This window comes from Pantoea phytobeneficialis (genome assembly GCF_009728735.1).
GTDB lineage: Bacteria > Pseudomonadota > Gammaproteobacteria > Enterobacterales > Enterobacteriaceae > Pantoea > Pantoea phytobeneficialis.
Genome location: NZ_CP024636.1, coordinates 1,430,646 through 1,445,290, shown reverse-complemented (window position 1 = coordinate 1,445,290; position 14,645 = coordinate 1,430,646). Strand labels below are relative to the sequence as shown.

At 54.0% G+C, this 14,645-nt stretch carries 16 protein-coding genes; 4 read left to right on the top strand and 12 right to left on the bottom strand.

What is annotated here, in order from left to right; all coding sequences use genetic code 11:
• Positions 1-6: 6 nt before the first annotated feature.
• The 10 genes from rlmC to CTZ24_RS06595 all read right to left on the bottom strand — a co-directional run bounded on the left by rlmC (position 7) and on the right by CTZ24_RS06595 (position 8,854).
• Positions 7-1,131, bottom strand: a complete 1,125-nt coding sequence (gene rlmC, locus CTZ24_RS06640) for a 23S rRNA (uracil(747)-C(5))-methyltransferase RlmC (RefSeq protein WP_208725109.1) — start codon at positions 1,129-1,131, stop codon at positions 7-9.
• A gap of 48 nt (positions 1,132-1,179) precedes the next feature.
• Positions 1,180-1,641: a YbjO family protein gene (locus CTZ24_RS06635; protein ID WP_208725506.1), complete on the bottom strand. Its 462-nt coding sequence runs from the start codon at positions 1,639-1,641 to the stop codon at positions 1,180-1,182.
• A 195-nt stretch (positions 1,642-1,836) separates the two neighbouring features.
• The gene (gene potI / locus CTZ24_RS06630) at positions 1,837-2,682 is read right to left on the bottom strand and encodes a putrescine ABC transporter permease PotI (RefSeq protein ID WP_021182572.1); all 846 of its coding nucleotides are present in this window, start codon (positions 2,680-2,682) and stop codon (positions 1,837-1,839) included.
• The gene (gene potH, locus CTZ24_RS06625) at positions 2,679-3,641 is read right to left on the bottom strand and encodes a putrescine ABC transporter permease PotH (RefSeq protein ID WP_021182571.1); all 963 of its coding nucleotides are present in this window, start codon (positions 3,639-3,641) and stop codon (positions 2,679-2,681) included. Before potH ends, potI begins: the two co-directional genes overlap by 4 nt.
• Positions 3,642-3,650: 9 nt before the next feature.
• Positions 3,651-4,784 (bottom strand): putrescine ABC transporter ATP-binding subunit PotG, encoded by a 1,134-nt coding sequence (gene potG, locus CTZ24_RS06620; RefSeq protein WP_021182570.1) that lies wholly within the window; start codon positions 4,782-4,784, stop codon positions 3,651-3,653.
• A 115-nt stretch (positions 4,785-4,899) separates the two neighbouring features.
• Positions 4,900-6,009 carry a spermidine/putrescine ABC transporter substrate-binding protein PotF gene (potF, locus tag CTZ24_RS06615; protein ID WP_021182569.1) on the bottom strand — a complete coding sequence of 370 codons (1,110 nt, stop codon included), beginning with the start codon at positions 6,007-6,009 and terminating at the stop codon, positions 4,900-4,902.
• Between the two features lie 371 nt (positions 6,010-6,380).
• Positions 6,381-6,860, bottom strand: a complete 480-nt coding sequence (locus CTZ24_RS06610; protein ID WP_013508474.1) for a YbjN domain-containing protein — start codon at positions 6,858-6,860, stop codon at positions 6,381-6,383.
• 87 nt (positions 6,861-6,947) lie between these two features.
• Positions 6,948-7,850 (bottom strand): 30S ribosomal protein S6--L-glutamate ligase, encoded by a 903-nt coding sequence (gene rimK, locus CTZ24_RS06605; RefSeq protein ID WP_021182568.1) that lies wholly within the window; start codon positions 7,848-7,850, stop codon positions 6,948-6,950.
• Between the two features lie 17 nt (positions 7,851-7,867).
• Complete coding sequence (gene nfsA / locus CTZ24_RS06600; RefSeq protein WP_021182567.1) at positions 7,868-8,590, bottom strand: oxygen-insensitive NADPH nitroreductase; 723 nt, start codon at positions 8,588-8,590, stop codon at positions 7,868-7,870.
• A gap of 12 nt (positions 8,591-8,602) precedes the next feature.
• The gene (locus CTZ24_RS06595; protein ID WP_021182566.1) at positions 8,603-8,854 is read right to left on the bottom strand and encodes a DUF1418 family protein; all 252 of its coding nucleotides are present in this window, start codon (positions 8,852-8,854) and stop codon (positions 8,603-8,605) included.
• 194 nt (positions 8,855-9,048) lie between these two features.
• On the opposite strand from CTZ24_RS06595, the gene CTZ24_RS06590 reads away from it, so the two are divergent.
• Positions 9,049-9,312 carry a GrxA family glutaredoxin gene (locus CTZ24_RS06590; protein WP_013508468.1) on the top strand — a complete coding sequence of 88 codons (264 nt, stop codon included), beginning with the start codon at positions 9,049-9,051 and terminating at the stop codon, positions 9,310-9,312.
• Between the two features lie 78 nt (positions 9,313-9,390).
• On the opposite strand, the gene ybjM is transcribed toward CTZ24_RS06590, so the two are convergent.
• Positions 9,391-9,756 carry an inner membrane protein YbjM gene (ybjM, locus tag CTZ24_RS06585; protein ID WP_021182563.1) on the bottom strand — a complete coding sequence of 122 codons (366 nt, stop codon included), beginning with the start codon at positions 9,754-9,756 and terminating at the stop codon, positions 9,391-9,393.
• Between the two features lie 254 nt (positions 9,757-10,010).
• On the opposite strand from ybjM, the gene CTZ24_RS06580 reads away from it, so the two are divergent.
• The 3 genes from CTZ24_RS06580 (at position 10,011) to ybjG (ending at position 13,248) form a co-directional block, all read left to right on the top strand.
• Complete coding sequence (locus CTZ24_RS06580) at positions 10,011-11,699, top strand: aspartate:alanine antiporter (protein ID WP_036624566.1); 1,689 nt, start codon at positions 10,011-10,013, stop codon at positions 11,697-11,699.
• A gap of 200 nt (positions 11,700-11,899) precedes the next feature.
• Positions 11,900-12,643, top strand: coding sequence for a phosphatase PAP2 family protein (locus CTZ24_RS06575; protein WP_244634024.1), 744 nt, complete (start codon positions 11,900-11,902; stop codon positions 12,641-12,643).
• Positions 12,643-13,248: an undecaprenyl-diphosphate phosphatase gene (gene ybjG / locus CTZ24_RS06570; protein ID WP_021182560.1), complete on the top strand. Its 606-nt coding sequence runs from the start codon at positions 12,643-12,645 to the stop codon at positions 13,246-13,248. The genes CTZ24_RS06575 and ybjG overlap by 1 nt, the downstream gene beginning before the upstream one ends.
• A 46-nt stretch (positions 13,249-13,294) precedes the next feature.
• Here the strand turns inward: ybjG and CTZ24_RS06565 are convergent, their stop codons facing one another.
• A complete protein-coding gene (locus tag CTZ24_RS06565; RefSeq protein ID WP_021182559.1) occupies positions 13,295-14,500 on the bottom strand; it encodes a serine hydrolase in 1,206 nt (401 codons plus the stop codon).
• Between the last annotated feature and the right edge of the window lie 145 nt (positions 14,501-14,645).

The window sequence follows — 14,645 nt, the reverse complement described above, 5'->3', positions numbered from 1 at the left end:
ACCCCTTCAGCGTTTAGTCAGTAACGTCAGCACTTCGAAATGGGCGGTGTGGGGAAACATATCGAACAGCTGCACGCGGCTGACGCTATAGGCACTCAGACGCGCGATATCCTGCGCCATGCTATGCGGATTGCAGCTGGAATAGAGAATGTATTCCGGTGCCATCTGGCTAAGGTAGGCGCATAACTCAGCCCCAATGCCACGGCGTGGCGGATTGACCAGCACCAACTCCGGTACCTGATCCCGCGAGGTGGCGAACTGGGTGGAATCCAGCGCGGCAAAACTGACCTTCTCCAGTCCCAGTTGCTGAGCTGACTGCCGAGCACAGGCGATAGCTTCCGCGTTGATCTCAATCCCGGTTAACTGCATCTCTGCGCTGGCACAGTGCAGACCAAAACCGCCTACGCCACAAAACAGATCCCACATGCTGCTCACCGCCAACTGCGCCACCCAGTCGCGTGCGGTAGCATACAAACTGGCTGCCACCCGTGGGTTGGTCTGGAAGAAACTTTGTGGGCGAATATACAGCGGTACGTGATTAAACGTCTCAGCCAGCGCCTGATCAGGCGTCAGCGCAATCTCTTCCTCGCCTTCGAGGATCGCCATATGCACCGGCTGAATATTGGCAGAGATCACCGTCAGCTGTGGCAGTTGCTGTTGCAGCCACGGCAGCGCGGCGCGTAACTGTTCCAGTTTGCTGGTAGAACGCAGCACGAAACGCAGCATCATGCCGCCCTGGGTGCTCTCCGTCAGCAACAGGAACTTTAACTCACCACGTTTGCGCGCCACGTTATACGGTGTTAAACCGGCGCGGGCGATAAAGGGTTTGAGTACGGCAAACACCGGAGCAAAACTGGCGGGATAGAGTGGGCAGGCACACAGATCAACCGGCTCGCCATCACGCGACATCATGCCAAACACCGGACGCTCGACACTGCCGCTCACCACCATCTTGGCTTTATTACGAAACCCCTGTTCAACCGAAGTGACCGGCGCGCGCCACTCCCCTACCGCCTGCTGCGCCAGCAGTTGCTCCAGCAGCGACTGTTTCTCAGAAATCTGCTGCGGGTAAGGTTTTTCCAGCCACTGGCAGGAACGGCAGCGGTCGGCATCATAAAGCGCGCAATGCATGGTGGGGCCTGTATTCTGAATCGGGAGAAAAAACGGGGGGCGATTGTATCACCGACGCCGGAAAAAAGCGCGGCTGCTGGCCGGGACAAACAACAGCAGCAGAACCATCACATCCGGCAGTTTCTGCGACAGGGTATGGTGAATGATCTGCGCGTTAGTTTCGCCATCAATACTGAAGATCTCCGGATAAATCCAGCCCATCGACGCCATCAGCATATATCCCAGCACGATAATCTGGGTCGCCACATAACCCCAGCGCCCTCGGTTACTGCCGTGCATCAGGGTGAAAGCACAGCGCAGCTCAAACAAAAAGATCAGCTGGCTGGCAATGAAAATGACGGTGGAATCCCAGGCCTGAGCGCTACGGTGGACAAAATTGACTAACTCTTCGTAACCCAGTTCATTCGCCAGCATCACCACGCTGATGCAGCGTGTCGCAATAATGGCGATACCGGCAACCAACACCGGCGCAGGCGTGAACAAAGGCACTTTTTTCAGGGTTTCCGACATCGACCAGGCTCCATAACAAAAGGCTGGCTGCGCCATCATGCTGATCAGGTTTGCACGCATCAGTAGCGGCGCGATTTATCGCGCTGTCGCAGGTGTAAAACCCCGCGCGATAAATCGCGCCGCTATGAGATGAATCCTACCTGAGCAGCATTACGTCAGCTCCAGCCTCTCCTATAGTGGCAAATGTTACGGATTTCAGCCACGTCTTGCTTTCTGAATATCGCGCAAACGTTGCTTTTCTTCGTGTGCCATAAAGCGCCAGGCGATAAAACCGACCAGACCGACGACAAACAGAATCAGCGATGCCAGGGCGTTGATCTCCGGGTTCACGCCACGACGCACGGTGGCAAAGATCGCCATCGGCAAGGTGGTCGCACCCGGACCGGTCACAAAACTGGCAATCACCAGGTCATCGAGCGACAGGGTAAACGCCAGCAGCCAGCCCGTAATGATGGCCGGGGCGATCATGGGTACGGTAATCACGAAGAACACCTTAAGGGGCGTTGCGCCGAGATCCATTGCCGCTTCTTCAATCGAACGGTCCAACTCACGCAGGCGCGAGTTGATTACCACCGCCACATAAGCGGTACAGAAGGTGACGTGTGCCAACCAGATAGTCAGCATGCCACGATCGCTCGGCCAGCCAAGGGTATTGCCCATCGCCACAAACAGCAGCAACAGCGACAACCCGGTGATCACGTCCGGCATCACCAGCGGCGCGGTAAGCATAAACGCAAAGCCGTTGTGCCCTTTAAAACGGCCAAAACGCACGATAATCACCGCTGCGATAGTGCCCAACACCACCGCCATACTGGCAGACATCGCGGCGATGCTCAGGCTGAGCAGCACCGCATCGATCATCGCATCGTCCTGGAACAGCACATGGTACCAGTGGAAAGAGAAGCTCTCCCACACCGTTACCAGTTGTGAACTGTTAAACGAATAGGCCACCAGCAGCAGCATCGGTGCATACAGGAACAGAAAGCCGAGCACCAGAATCGCGGTACGCCAGGGGGAGCGGATAGCCGGTAACTGATTCATCCCTTCTCTCCCATTTCACGGTTTTGATGTTTGTGGAACCAGACAATCGGCAGGATCAGAATCAACAGAATGATCACCGCCAGCGCTGACGCCACCGGCCAGTCACGGTTGTTGAAGAACTCCTGCCACAGGATACGTCCAATCATGATGCTGTCCGGGCCGCCCAACAATTCAGGGATGACGTACTCACCCACCGCCGGGATAAACACCAGCATCGAACCGGCGATAATCCCGCCTTTGGTCAGCGGCACAATGACACTGAAAAAGGTCTTCAACGGACGCGCACCCAGATCCAGTGAGGCTTCCACCAGCGAATAATCAATACGCGTCAGCGCGGTATAAATGGGCAGCACCATAAACGGCAGATAGCAGTAGACAATACCGATATACACTGCGGTGTTGGTGTAGAGGATCACCAGCGGATGATCGATAACGCCCAGCCACATCAGGAAACGGTTGAGGATACCGTTATTGTTCAGCAGCCCCATCCAGGCATACACACGTACCAGGAACGACGTCCATGACGGCAGGATCACCAGCAACAGCAGGATGGTACGCATGGAAGGCTTACTGTGCGCCACCGCCCACGCCAGTGGATAACCAATCACCAGGCAGATAATGGTGGAGATAGCCGCCACTTTCAGCGATTGCAGATAGGCATCGGCGTATAACGGATCATCCGTCAGTTGCAGATAGTTACCGAGATTAAGCACCAGATTGAGCTGATCATCAGCCCAGGTGACCAAATCGGTATAAGGCGGGATCGCGCGCGCGATATCGGCAAAACTGATTTTCAGCACGATCAGGAACGGCAGCAGGAAAAACAGCACCAGCCACAGGTACGGCAGTGCGATCACCAGCTTACGGCCATGTTGCATTTTGATGCGCGTGGCCCAGCGCTGTAGCGGGGTGCCCGGCTGTTCAGCCTGCGTGGCACCGGGTTGAGAAATCTGGCTCATTCCGCCTCCTTAAACCGTCAAAACCACACAGCTGTCTGCATCCCAGCACAGGCGCACTTCATCGCCCCAGGTGGGCGCGCCTTTGCGGTAACGATGGGCGTTCTGCAACTGGGCGCTAATCATCTGACCGCTCTGCAAACGCACATGGTAGATCGACAAATCGCCAAGATAGGCGATGTGTACCACTTCCCCCACCGCGAAGTTACAACCATCGGCAGGCACTTCGTCGCACAGCATCACTTTTTCCGGGCGCAGCGCCACATGCACCGGAACGTTATCGACGATGGAGACATCCGTCTCCACTTTCAGCGGATGCACCAGACCCGGGCTTTCCAGCACCAGACCATCTTCACGGCGCTCACGCAGCAATCCTTCAAACACATTTACCGAGCCGATAAATTCGGCGCTGAAGCGGTTGGTTGGGTGTTCGTAAATCTCTTCTGGTTCACCGATCTGGGCGAATTTACCGCGGTTCATAATGGCGATACGTCCCGCCATGGTCATCGCTTCTTCCTGGTCGTGGGTCACCATGACGCAGGTCACGCCGACGCGCTCCAGAATATCCACCACTTCCAGTTGCATACGGTCGCGCAGCTTTTTATCCAGCGCCCCCATCGGTTCATCCAGCAGCAGCAGCTTCGGACGCTTAGCCAGACTACGTGCCAGCGCCACACGCTGACGTTGACCGCCAGAAAGTTGATGCGGTTTACGTTTGGCGTACTCCTGCATGTGCACCAGCGCCAGCATTTCTTCAACGCGGCTGGCGATTTCGCCTTTCGGCAGTTTGTCCTGCTTGAGGCCAAACGCGATATTTTGCTCCACCGTCATGTGCGGGAACAACGCATAGGACTGGAACATCATGTTGATCGGCCGCTGATACGGCGGCACATGTGAGAGATCCTGCCCATCCAGCACAATCTGACCGCTACTCGGCACCTCGAATCCTGCCAGCATACGCAGCAGGGTCGATTTGCCGCAGCCCGAAGGACCGAGCAGAGCAAAAATCTCACCTTTGTAAATGGTCAGGCTGACATCATCCACGGCGTGCTGGCCGTCAAAGGATTTGGTCAGGTTGCGGATTTCCAGCAGCGGCGTTAATGCCTTTGCGGTTTTGTTATGGGGGCGGGGAATCGCGTCGCTCACTAACTTATCTCCAACGCTTAGCGACTGTTAACATCAGCCGCTAAAAATGGCACAACAGAGGCCATCACCGCGCCTCTGTTGTCGTCCTAATACAAGTGAATCCGTTCAGAACGAATTACTTACCACTTTTAACTTTAGTCCATGCACGGGTACGTACACGATCCAGTTTCGGATCCTGGACTTTCAACACGAACAGCTTGGACATAATCTCGGCTGGCGGGAAGATGCCTGGGTTGTTACGTACATCGGCATTGATCAGCGGCAGTGACGCCTTGTTGCCGTTGGCATAGTTCATCTTGTTAGAGATGTCGGCGATCACTTTCGGATCCATGATGTAGTTCAGCCACTGGTAGGCTTCGTCGAGATTCTTGGCATCTTTCGGAATCGCCATCATGTCGAAGAACGCCAGTGCGCCCTGCTTCGGAACGCTGTAGGCCAGGTTCACGCCATTTTTCGCCTGAGCAGCACGGTCCTTCGCTTGCAGGATGTCACCCGACCAACCGATCGCCACACAAATGTTGCCGTTCGCCAGGTCGTTGATGTACTGCGACGAGTGGAAATAACGAATGCTCGGACGCAGTTTCAGCAGCAGATCGGTCGCTGCACCGGAGTAATCTTTCGGGTCAGAGCTGTTCGGATCTTTACCGAGGTAGTTCAGCACCGTGGCAAAAATCTCTTCCGGCGCATCGAGGAAGGAAACACCACAGCTTTTCAGTTTTTCCAGGTTTTCCGGTTTCAACACCAGATCCCAGCTATCAACCGGCGCGTCTTTACCCAGAATAGCTTTCACTTTATCGACGTTATAGCCGATACCGGTGGTGCCCCACAGGTAAGGAATCGCGTATTTGTTGCCTGGATCGTGCTGAGCCACTTTCGCCATCAGGTCCGGGTCGAGATTTTTGTAGTTCGGCAGTTTGCTCTTATCCAGCTCCTGGAACACACCAGATTGCAGCTGGCGCGCGAGGAAGCTCGACGACGGCACGACCACGTCGTAACCGGTGCTACCGGCCATCAGTTTGCCTTCCAGTACTTCGTTGGAATCAAACACGTCATAGACGACTTTAATGCCCGTCTCTTTTTCGAAATTCGGAACCGTGTCCGCCGAAATATAATCAGACCAGTTATAAACGTGCAGCGTTTTATCTGCGGCCAGTGAACCAGCTGACGCTGTCATCAGTACACCAGCAACCACACCTGACAACCATTTTTTACGTTGGTTGAACATGTTTTCCTTCCTCCTGAGCGGGTCATCACAACGCTGCATACACGCGATCCGGACGTTGCGTTTTCTGTTTATTTACAGGCACACAATGAATCAATATTCAGCGGGAGTTTAATAGTAAAAACCTATACCTGCGCTGAGGTTGCACGTCTCAAGCAGCCCCGCAAGAATAGCCGCCCCGCCTCACCTGTACCAGATCCCAGCGTAAAAAACGCCTTTTTGCGATAAGTTATGCATGTTTCTGCTATGGGGTTCGGCATGCGCGGCATAAAGCACGACAAATATCTGGCGATTTAGGGCAAAATGCAGAATAAAAAGTGGTGGGGATAAAATGAAAACTGCCGCAAAAAGCGGCAGTTAATCAGACAGGAAAATCAGTGCAGCATCGCACGGCCGAGTGAGCTGGGTTGTCGCTCCTCTTCCTCGCCCATCATCAGCAAATTATTGGCGAAGGCTTCCATAATCACCATAGAAACCTGCTCCTCGCTTTGCTTCATAAAGTGCGAGAACTGACCAAAGGTTAATCCGGCGGTGGTACTGAGCGACTGGCAGACAATCAGCTTCGGCAAGTTATCATCCTGAATGTCGATAAAGGCTTTCACCGTCAGGGAGCTGGCATTGATTTGCGACAGATCGCCCACCAGCGGAATCAACGCCGTCGGTTTGACTTCAGCCAGCGCTGAGAACAGGATTACACCATCCACAAGGTCGATTTTTGCATCAAACACCCCGTCAAAATTCTGCATATGCGGCAGATGCAAAGCCTGGCAGGCATCGCATTCGAACCAGGTGATATTTTGTTGATCCAGCCAGCGACGCAGCACGTCGATGTCAGGAACGACCAGTGAATCCATCGTCATGTCCCGTGGGGTGAAGAAATAAGCGCCTTAGCTTACGGAAAAAATGAAATCGATGCCACGAAAAACGCTGAAAAGCGCGTCTCAGCCACCAGTTTTAAGACGGAAACCGGGCAGCGCGTGCTGTTCAATCCAGTCTATCATCATGGCAGCGATGTTCATCCCGGTGGTGCATTCAATGCCCTCAAGACCAGGAGACGCATTCACCTCCATCACCAGTGGCCCTCGGTTGGCACGTAAAATGTCAACACCGGCCACTTCCAGTCCCAGGGTACTGGCCGCTTTGACCGCAATCTCACGTTCCTGATCGGTGATGCGCACCGGGTAAGCCTTGCCGCCGCGATGCAGATTGGAACGAAAATCGCCCTCTTTGGCGGCGCGTTCAATCGCCGCGACCACCTCATCGCCAATCACCAGGCAGCGAATATCCCGCCCCTGCGCTTCTTTGATGAACTCCTGCACCAGAATATGCGCGTTAAGACCACGAAACGCATCGATCACGCTCTCCGCCGCCTGACGGGTTTCCGCCAGCACCACGCCAATGCCCTGCGTCCCTTCCACCAGCTTCACCACCAAAGGCGCGCCGCCCACCATGGTGATCAGATCATCGGTATCATCCGGTGACGAAGCAAAGCCAGTGACCGGCATATCGATCCCTTCGCGCGCCAGCAGTTGCAGCGAGCGCAGTTTGTCACGCGCCCGGGTAATCGCCACCGACTCATTCAATGGATAGCTGCCGCACAACTCAAACTGGCGCAGCACCGCCGTGCCGTAAAAGGTAATGGCGGATCCGATGCGCGGGATCACCGCATCAAAATGCCCGAGCGGTTCACCGCGATAATGCACCGCAGGCGACGCCGGGTTGATATTCATATAACAGGAAAGCGGATCGATAATTTGCACCTGATGACCACGCGCTTCCGCTGCTTCACGCAGACGCTTACACGAATAGAGCTGTCCATCACGGGAGAGAATGGCCATTTTCATCGCAGAATTCCTTGTGCTTAACGGGTTGCCCAGCCCTGCTGGTGCAGGTAATCCAGCATAAACGGACGCGTTTCTTTTATGATCAGGCGTTGAATCAGCTCGCTCCAGGTTTCCGCGCGTTGATTGCTGTCACGCTGTTGATAATAGATGCTGGTACGGCTGTCGTATTCCGCCAGCACCGCCGCATCGAAAGGTTGATAGGTGTTTTCATGCACCAGCATCGCCTGCGGGATACGGGGTTTGATATCCGGGACCGCGGCAGGATGGCCGATGCAGAAACCAAATAATGGCAGCACAAACTTGGGCAGGCCGAGCAGCGTGGTGACATCCGCGATGTTGTTGCGGATACCGCCGATAAACACACCACCCAGACCGAGCGATTCCGCTGCTATCATCGCATTCTGCGCCATCAGCGCGGTATCCACGCAACCCAGCAATAACTGCTCGGCGCGCCCCAGTTGCGCTTCGGGGCAAATTTGCAGATGACGATTAAAATCGGCGCAGAACACCCAAAACTCCGCAGCGGCACTCACCCACGGCTGCCCGCCAGTCAGTGTCACCAGTTGCTCACGCTTCTGCCGATCGGTGATACGAATAATCGAGGAACACTGCAAAAAACTGGAGGTTGAAGCCGCTTGTGCCGCTGCAATAATGGCGTCGCGCTGCGCCTGATCAATATCCTGATCGGTAAAAGCACGAATGGAACGGTGGCTGCACAGTAAATCAATGGTCGGCGTCATAATCCTCTCCGGTTACTTCTTTTTGTCATGTTGATTGAACAACTGGGGGGCCATCGCTTTGGCGGTACGCCACATCATCAACCAGGCGGCAGGCAGCATCAGCACGATGCCGACAATGAACAACACCGTCGCCAGCGTCTTTTCACTGATAGCGGCAGGCGCCGCGATCCAGTCATTAATTAACGCCAGTGCGCCAATCACGGCGATCACGCCGATGGCTTCCAGTAACAGCACCGGCTTTGGTAATCGGGCCAGGTTGCTCATGAGATGACTCTCCCACAGTTCAATCCGTTAAGCCGTCTGTTATAGCGGACCCTTACGCAATTGCATAGATGGCGGGCATCAGAGTAACAGGCATTTTCTTCTTTCTTTAAGCGGGATGGACGGGCATCATGTCTGCCATTATTCACGCTGTGATGTGACTTTCATCACAAAACAGCAGCGGAAGGAGAGAAGCAATGTTTGCAGTGATTTTTGGTCGTCCCGGCTGTCCTTACTGCGTACGCGCCCAGGAACTGGCCGCCAAACTGACCACCGAACGTGACGATTTTAATTATCAGTACGTCGACATTCAGGTAGAAGGCATCACCAAAGCCGATCTGGAAGCCCGTGCGGGTAAACCGGTCACTACGGTGCCGCAGATTTTCCTCGACCAGCAGCATATCGGTGGCTATACCGATTTCGCCGCATGGACGAAAGAGAATCTGGATTTCGCGGTATAACAGATCGTAGCGGTGCGATTTATCGCGCGGGTTTTGCCAGCAGAAAACCGCGCGATAAATCGCGCCGCTACACCTGCCTCATGAACGCATCGCCAGCATGATGCGCAGCAAACGTACCAATAGCGCGCCACAGCCCGCCCAAAACAGCGCACTCAATCCCCAGATGACCATCCAACCGCTATGGCTCAGATTCAGCACCAGCAACACCCACAGCGTACCCAGCACCGTCCCCGCCAGTGCCACCCACAGCGTACTTTTTAACGGACTTTCCGGCTGCATCAGCGCCACCACAATGCCCGGCAGCAGAAACAGCAGCAACTCTGGCTGACCACCTATCGACCTTTCACCCGGTGAGACCCAAAAATGATGGGCAAAAATAAACACCAGCGTATATAGCGTTACGCCCAGCACCGATGCAGGCCAGCGATTATTACGCTGCAACATAACCAACCTCAACTTCAGTGTTAACAATATTGAAACTTTTAACTGCCCTGGCACACGAGTGGAAATAAAAAGAAACAGCTGAATGCGGAAGGAATGAAAACTGCCGATAGCTGAGGGTGTTAATTATGATTAGAATGACGCCGCTTCAAAATTCGGTCCCTGCCCTCCCGGCAAAACGGGCACCTGCGGTCGCCACAAGATAGCGAAAAACGACCTTTTCATCAACATGTTACAGGTAAATAAGAAGTTAAAGCGTGAATATTAACGTCGCAGATTTGTTAAGCGGAAATGACGTCCTGTTATTATTTGTGGTTTTAGCCCTCGGCCTCTGTCTGGGTAAATTACGCCTTGGCTCTGTCCAGCTCGGAAATTCTATTGGCGTATTAGTAGTATCGCTTATTTTAGGTGAACAACATTTCGCCATAAATACCGCTGCATTGAGCCTCGGATTTATGCTGTTTATTTTTTGTGTCGGCGTCGAAGCGGGACCCAACTTTTTTTCGATCTTTTTCCGTGACGGTAAAAACTATTTTATTCTCGCCATCGTGATGGTGGGCAGCGCCCTGCTGCTGGCGCTGCTGTTGGGTAAAGTGTTCGGCTGGGATATTGGCCTGACCGCTGGCATGCTGGCAGGCGCCATGACCTCCACACCGGTGCTGGTGGGTGCCGGGGACACGCTCCGGCATAGTATCAGTGACAATCAGCAACTGAACCTGATGCAGGATCATCTCAGCCTCGGCTATGCCATTACCTACCTGGTCGGTCTGGTCAGCCTGATCTTCGGCGCACGCTACCTGCCACGTCTGCAACATCAGGACCTGCCGACCTGCGCCCAGCAAATTGCCCGTGAGCGCGGTCTGGATGCTGACAGTCAGCGTAAAGTTTTCCTTCCGGTGATCCGCGCCTACCGCGTTGGGCCAGAGTTGGTGGCATGGAGTGGCGGCAAAAATCTGCGTGAACTGGGCATTCATCGTCAGACCGGCTGTTATATCGAGCGTCTGCGCCGCAACGGTATCCTTGCCAGCCCGGATGGGGATGCTCAGTTGCAACTTGGCGATGAGATTTCGCTGGTGGGTTATCCCGATGCCCATGCCCGTCTCGATCCCAGCTTCCGTAACGGCAAAGAAGTGTTCGACCGTGACCTGCTGGATATGCGCATCGTGACCGAAGAGATTGTGGTGAAGAACCATAATGCGGTGAATAAACGTCTCAATCATCTGAAGCTGACCGATCATGGCTGTTTCCTCAACCGCGTTATCCGCAGCCAGATTGAAATGCCGATCGATGACAGCATCATGCTGAACAAAGGTGATGTGTTGCAGGTCAGCGGTGAGGCTAAGCGCGTGAAAAGTCTTGCCGATCGCATCGGCTTTATCGCCATCCATAGTCAGATGACCGATCTGCTGGCATTTTGCGCCTTCTTTATTATTGGTTTGATGATCGGCATGATCACTTTCCAGTTCAGCAATTTCAGTTTTGGTATCGGTAACGCGGCCGGGCTCCTGTTTTCCGGAATCATGTTGGGCTTTCTGCGTGCCAACCATCCGACCTTTGGTTACATCCCTCAGGGCGCGTTGACGATGGTAAAAGAGTTCGGCCTGATGGTGTTTATGGCGGGCGTTGGCCTTAGCGCAGGCAGCGGCCTGCAACACGGGCTGGGCAGTGAAGGTGCGCTGATGTTACTGAGTGGCCTGCTGGTCAGTCTGGTGCCGGTGGTGATTTGTTACCTGTTTGGTGCTTATGTACTGCGAATGAACCGCGCACTGCTGTTCGGGGCGATTATGGGGGCACGCACCTGCGCCCCGGCAATGGAGATTATCAGCGACACCGCACGCAGCAATATTCCGGCGCTGGGCTATGCCGGAACCTATGCGATTGCCAACGTGCTGCTGACGCTGGCCGGTACGCTAATCGTCATTATTTGGCCAATTTTGCCCTTATAAAAATTTTTCGACTGAGTCCAGAACTTTTTTTCCGGGGTGCAGTCTGAATTAATGCCACTGCTTTTCTTTGAAATCCCCAAGTTGAGGAGCCCGCCAGTCACTGACTGACGGGTTTTTTTATGCCCGTCGTAAGTGGCTTAAGGTTCTCTTAAGCGCGAATTGCGACCCTGTGCACCTGGTTTCACTATCCGCAAACATTCATGTCGCTGTCATCAAAACTAAACAATTCAACAACCCGTATCAGGATTCAGAACCCGGCTATTTACCCGCTGTCACGTCGCTTTTACGCTATCAACTTTATTTTGCTGGCATTTTTAGCATCGGTTTTCCTGCTGTGGTCACGCCATGAAAGCCTTGATATCGCCATCAGTCAGTTTTGGTTTGATCCGCTAACCCAGCGTTTCCCGTGGCAACACAACCGCTGGCTGGATCTGATCAACCATCGCTTGCTGAAGGATGCAATCATCATTGGCGGTGTCGTGATGCTGTTGCGTGGCATTCAGATACGTGATGGCAGGCGGGTTCTGGTCGCGTTGCTGCTGGGCTTGGGACCCTTGGTGATCGGCATTCTGAAGGCACACAGCGCGCACTCCTGTCCCTGGGATCTGGCGATGTTCGGTGGTAAAGCCGCGAACTTTACCCTGCTGAGCGCAGTGCCTGAGAACAGCGGTCCCGGTCAATGCTTCCCGGGTGGTCATGCGTCGAGCGGGTTTGCGGTAATGGGGTTATTTTTCCTGTGGTGGCCAGAGAAGCCACGCCGTGCCCTGCTGGCGTTGCTGGCCGGTATTGCCCTCGGATTATTGATGGGATACGGCCAGGTAATGCGTGGCGCGCACTTCTTCTCCCACAATCTGTGGGCGGGATGGTGGGTATGGCTGACCCAGATGCTGATTTTTGCTGGCGTTTCTTTTTGGGTAAACAAGACGAGGAACAGAAGAGCGTAATGGAAGAGATCAACCGCACGCTGTTTTTATGGATTAACGCCACGCCGAATTCACCGGAATGGTTACTGAGCCTGGCCACTTTTATCGCACGCGACTTGATCGCCATTGTCCCGCTGCTGATCGTGATGCTGTGGCTATGGGGACCGCGTGAACAGGTGGCCTCACAGCGCACCCTGGTATTAAAAACCGGTATGGCGCTGATTTATGCCCTGAGTATCTCCTGGTGCATCAGTCAGTTGTTGCCGCATCCGCGCCCGTTTGTGATCGGACTGGGCCATCAGTTCCTGTCGCATGCCGCCGATGACTCCTACCCCAGCGATCATGGCACCACCATTTTCACTTTCGCGCTGGCGTTCATTTGCTGGCACCGTTTATGGTCGGGTGTGATTTTGTTGCTCACCGGCATCGCCATCGCGTGGTCACGCGTTTATCTTGGCGTGCACTGGCCGTTGGATATGCTGGGAGGATTTCTGGTGGGAATGCTCGGCTGCCTGGCCTCAAATCTCGCATGGCAACTCTACGGTTCACGCATGTTAGCGCTGACACATCAGATCTACCGCGCGCTGTTCGCACTGCCGATTCGTAAGGGATGGGTTCGCGGGTAAAAGGATTCCGTAACGGCGCGATTTGTCGCGCCATTACGGATGACGGTTAGTTAAACCACTTACCAAACAGGCTATCGAATTTCATCACAATGAAATCCCAGATACGGCCGATAAAGCCCCCTTCCTGCACATCTTCCATCACCACCAACGGACGTTGATCAACCGTTTTGCCATCCAGCTGAAAATCGATGGTACCCACCACCTGATTTTTCTTCAGCGGCGCTTCCAGCTGCGGTGACGTCAGGGTGTAACTGGCTTTGAGGTTATTCATCTGCCCTTTTGGCACGGTGATAGAGGCATCTTTCTCCACACCCAGGTTGACCTCTTGGCGATCACCAAACCAGACACGCTGTTGAGCAAAAGGTTTATCCGCTTTAATCGGGGTCACGGTGTCATAAAAACGGAAACCCCAGGTGAGAAGTTTTTCGCTCTCACGGAAGCGAACGGCATCGGTTTCAGCACCCAGCACCACGGAAATCAGACGCATGTCACCGTCAGTCGCCGATGAAACCAGATTGTTGCCCGCGCCCGAAGTATGGCCGGTTTTGATACCGTCAACCTTGAGGTTGCTGCTCCACAGCAGACGGTTACGGTTCATCTGCTTAATGTTGTTAAAGGTAAACTCTTTCTCTTTATTCAGCGCATACTCTTCCGGTACATCACGGATCAACCGCTGACCGATAATCGCCATATCGCGCGCAGTGCTGTACTGCCCATCCGCATCGAGGCCGTGCACCGTCATAAAATGGGTGTTTTGCAGGCCGAAGGATTTCGCGTAGTTGTTCATCAGGCCAATAAACGAATCCTGGCTCCCCGCGACGTAGTCGGCCATCGCGATACAGGCATCGTTACCAGACTGGATGACAATCCCCTTGTTCAGCTCAGAAACCGGGATGCGGTCACCGGGTTTAAGGAACATCAGCGACGATCCTTTCAGCTTCGGGTTACCCGTAGCCCAGGCATCCTGACCGATTGTCACCATGTCGTCTTCATGAATTTTGCCTGACTTCAGCGCCTGACCGACCACATAACTGGTCATCATTTTGGTCAGGCTGGCGGGGTCCAGACGCTGATCGGCGTTAGACTCGGTAAGCACCTTACCGCTGTTGTAATCCATCAAAATCCAGGCTTTGGCTTCAATTTGTGGCGCGGCAGGGGCCTCTTCAGCCAGGGCGGAAACCGGAAGAAGCACGAACAGAAGGGAGGAGGCAGCAAAAGGCCGCCAGGTAGAAGCATTAAGTAATTTTTTCATGTGTATGACCAGATAATTGTCCTTGTTAAATCGTGGCTCATTCCTGCAAGACGCACGTTGCCTAAAAAACTACCGGTTTGCGCTGCGGAAAAAAACCGTCTGTCGGTAAAGTTTTATAGAAATTATTACAGTAACCCTGGCACCA

Excerpts from the sequence above, each read along its gene's own strand:
- rimK (WP_021182568.1), bottom strand. The coding sequence starts at position 7,850 with ATGAAAATGGCCATTCTCTCCCGTGATGGACAGCTCTATTCGTGTAAG.
- potF (WP_021182569.1), bottom strand. The coding sequence starts at position 6,009 with ATGTTCAACCAACGTAAAAAATGGTTGTCAGGTGTGGTTGCTGGTGTA.
- CTZ24_RS06565 (WP_021182559.1), bottom strand. The coding sequence starts at position 14,500 with ATGAAAAAATTACTTAATGCTTCTACCTGGCGGCCTTTTGCTGCCTCC.
- CTZ24_RS06590 (WP_013508468.1), top strand. The coding sequence starts at position 9,049 with ATGTTTGCAGTGATTTTTGGTCGTCCCGGCTGTCCTTACTGCGTACGC.
- CTZ24_RS06635 (WP_208725506.1), bottom strand. The coding sequence starts at position 1,641 with ATGTCGGAAACCCTGAAAAAAGTGCCTTTGTTCACGCCTGCGCCGGTG.
- CTZ24_RS06610 (WP_013508474.1), bottom strand. The coding sequence starts at position 6,860 with ATGGATTCACTGGTCGTTCCTGACATCGACGTGCTGCGTCGCTGGCTG.
- potH (WP_021182571.1), bottom strand. The coding sequence starts at position 3,641 with ATGAGCCAGATTTCTCAACCCGGTGCCACGCAGGCTGAACAGCCGGGC.
- rlmC (WP_208725109.1), bottom strand. The coding sequence starts at position 1,131 with ATGCATTGCGCGCTTTATGATGCCGACCGCTGCCGTTCCTGCCAGTGG.
- ybjM (WP_021182563.1), bottom strand. The coding sequence starts at position 9,756 with ATGTTGCAGCGTAATAATCGCTGGCCTGCATCGGTGCTGGGCGTAACG.
- ybjG (WP_021182560.1), top strand. The coding sequence starts at position 12,643 with ATGGAAGAGATCAACCGCACGCTGTTTTTATGGATTAACGCCACGCCG.
- CTZ24_RS06595 (WP_021182566.1), bottom strand. The coding sequence starts at position 8,854 with ATGAGCAACCTGGCCCGATTACCAAAGCCGGTGCTGTTACTGGAAGCC.
- nfsA (WP_021182567.1), bottom strand. The coding sequence starts at position 8,590 with ATGACGCCGACCATTGATTTACTGTGCAGCCACCGTTCCATTCGTGCT.
- potI (WP_021182572.1), bottom strand. The coding sequence starts at position 2,682 with ATGAATCAGTTACCGGCTATCCGCTCCCCCTGGCGTACCGCGATTCTG.
- CTZ24_RS06575 (WP_244634024.1), top strand. The coding sequence starts at position 11,900 with ATGTCGCTGTCATCAAAACTAAACAATTCAACAACCCGTATCAGGATT.